We start from the raw sequence: 2,736 nt of genomic DNA, 5'->3' as shown, positions 1-2,736 counted from the left end.
GCACTGTGGGAGGGACTTCAGTCCCGACGACGGACGGTATCAGCCGACCTTTCGCTCGTCGCGGCTGACGCCGCTCCCACATGCAGGCCTCGACCCCGGCGCTACAGCGCGCTGCCGCCGAACTTCTGCGTGTACTGCAGGTACACGCTGCGGCCCACGGTGTCGAACCAGGACACGTCGTAGTACGGGTACGACGTATAGGTGCGGTCGTGCGGCGGCATCTTGTCGAACAGGTTGGTCACCGTCAGCGACAGCTGCGCGTGGTCGGTGAAGCGGTACTGCAGCGAGGCGTTGTAGCGGTAGGTCGCGCCGATCCACGGGCTGTCGCCGCTCTCCGGGTCGTAGACCTGGTCGTAGGAATCGGAGGTCGGCAGGCGGCCCAGGCGTTCGCCGTGCAGCGTCGCGGTCCAGGCGTTGCGCTCCCAGGACACGCTGGCGCTGGCCTTGGTGCGCGGGATGTCGTAGCCGCTGTTGACCGCGAACTCGTCCACCATCGCTTCGCCGGCGTACACCTGGATGTCGTGGCGGCGCACCCAGGTGTAGTTGCCGCTCAGGCGGAAGGTGCCGATGCCGGTGTCGAGGCGGTACTGCGCGCTGAGGTCGATGCCGTTGGTGCGTTCGCGGGCGATGTTGATCGGATTGACGTAGACCCCGTACAGGCGGCCGTCGGCGCTGCGGGTGACCCGTGCCAGCGCCTGCTGGCAGGTGGTGGAGGTGGCCTGCAGCACGCCGAGGCGGCAGTCGGCCTCGTCGCGCAGCACCTGGTCCACGCGCAGGTCCTGCACCTGGTCGCGCATGTCGATGTTGAAGTAGTCCACCGACAGGTCCAGGTCGGCCATCGGCGACCACACCAGGCCGGCGGTCCACGAGGTGCTGTTCTCCGGGTTCAGCGCGCGGTTGCCGCTGCGGCCGCGGATCACCGCCTCCTCGTTGTAGCTGCAGTCCTGGATCGCCACGCCCGGTTCCTCGCTGGCGCAGCGGTAGTAGTCCACGCCGGTGGTCTCGTCGTTGCCGGGGCCGGCATACACGTAATGCAGGTCGGGGGCGCGGAACGCGGTGCCGTAGGAGGCGCGCACCAGCAGCGTGTCCACCGGCCGCCACTCCAGCCCGCCGCTGTAGGTGAACTTGCCCAGCGAGCGCCCGGCGAAGCGGTACTGGTCGTAGCGCCCGGCCAGGCTCAGCGACACCGTCGACAGCACCGGCAGGCGCAGCTCGCTGGCCAACGCCCAGCGGTTGCGGCTGCCGTGGCCGTCGGAGTCCTTCCAACTGTAGTAGTAGTACTGCGTGGCCAGCGGATCCGGGCGCAGGTTGTAGGCCTGGTTGCCGAATTCGGCGGTCGCCGCCATGCCGGCATCGCCGCCGGGCAGCGAGAACAGCGCGGTGTTGGTGGCGGTGAAGGCGAGGGTGTCGGTGCGCGAGCGCGGCTGATACACCGTGCGCTGGGCGATGCTGTCGTACTCGGCGCGGCTCAGCGGCGTGTACAGGCGCTGCGGGTCGGCGTTGAAGATCGGCAGCCCCGAGTCTTCGTCCACGCCCAGCTGCGGGCCGAGGAACAGCGCGTTGGCGCGCGCGGCGACGATCTGCGGCCAACTGATGGTGGCCTGGTACTGCGAGTGGCTGAGGCTGGTCTCGTAGTCCCAGTCCGCGCCCAGGTGGCCCTTGAAGCCGGTGGTGACGCTGAAGGTCTTCTGCCGGGTGCGGATGGTGCCGGCGTTGAGGCCGCCCATTTCTTCCGGGCTGAACTGGCGCCCCCAGGCTTCCACCTGGTCGGTGGCCTGGTTGTAGAAATAGCCCTGCTCGTTGCCGTCCGGGGCCATGTAGCCCCACTGGGTCACGTCGCGGAACAGCGACAGCTCGTGGTAGCCCACCTGCACGTCGGCGAACCACTCGCTGCCGTTGTCGAAGGCGTAGCGCAGCGAGGCGTAGCCGTTGAGGCCGCGGCGCTTGTTGGTGATGGTGCCGTAGCCGATCGAGGCGCTGCTGCCGCAGAACGCGCCGTAGCCGGGGCGGGTGGCGTAGCCGGTGCTGCCGCCGTTGAGGCCGGACACCGCCGCGCAGGTGTCCGCGCCCGGGTCCAGGTAGTCGTCGTTGCCGTCGGTGCGCAGGAAGGTGCGGCGCGGCACCTGCGAGCGTGCGGTGGGGCCGTCCAGGGTGCTGTCCTGGCGGCTGCGCTCGTAGGCCCACAGCGGCGTTTGCGAGACCAGTTCGGCGCCGAACACCGCGTCGAAATTGCCGCGCGACCAACCGCTGCTGAGGCTGAGGTTGAAGCTCTCGCCGCCGCCGCGGGTGGTGTCGCCGAAACGGTAGTCCAGCGTGGTGCCGTCGGCGTGCTTCTTGAGGATGAAATTGACCACGCCGGAGATCGCGTCCGAGCCGTAGATCGCCGAGGCGCTGCCGGTCAGGATCTCGATGCGGTCGATCATGCCCAGCGGGATGTTGGAGATGTCGGTGAAGTTGCTGCGGCCCTTGAACGGCATCGGGAAGTCGGCGATGCGGCGGCCGTTGACCAGCACCAGGGTGTGGTTGGGACCGAGCCCGCGCAGGTCCACCTGCTGCGCGCCGGGCGAGAAGTCCGCGCCGCTGGCCGACTGCGGGCTCTGCGTCTCGCCGCCGTTCTGGGTCATCGCGCGCAGCACGTCCGGCACCGAGGTGAAGCCGTTGGCCTTGATCTGCTCGGCGCTGATCACGCTGATCGGCGCGGGGCCTTCCACCTGCGTGCGCGGGATGCGCGAGCCA

At 69.2% G+C, this 2,736-nt stretch carries 1 protein-coding gene; it reads right to left on the bottom strand.

Annotation, left to right across the window (positions count from 1 at the left end; all coding sequences use genetic code 11):
* Positions 1 to 101: 101 nt before the first annotated feature.
* A partial coding sequence (locus D588_RS0101640) for a TonB-dependent receptor (RefSeq protein ID WP_017914743.1) occupies positions 102 to 2,736 on the bottom strand: 2,635 nt, incomplete at its 5' end.

The sequence above is a fragment of the Xanthomonas sp. SHU 308 genome, from assembly GCF_000364645.1.
GTDB classification, from domain to species: Bacteria; Pseudomonadota; Gammaproteobacteria; order Xanthomonadales; family Xanthomonadaceae; genus Xanthomonas_A; species Xanthomonas_A sontii.
The sequence above is the reverse complement of the archived record's forward strand: the minus strand, read 5'-3'. Positions and strand labels throughout refer to the sequence as shown.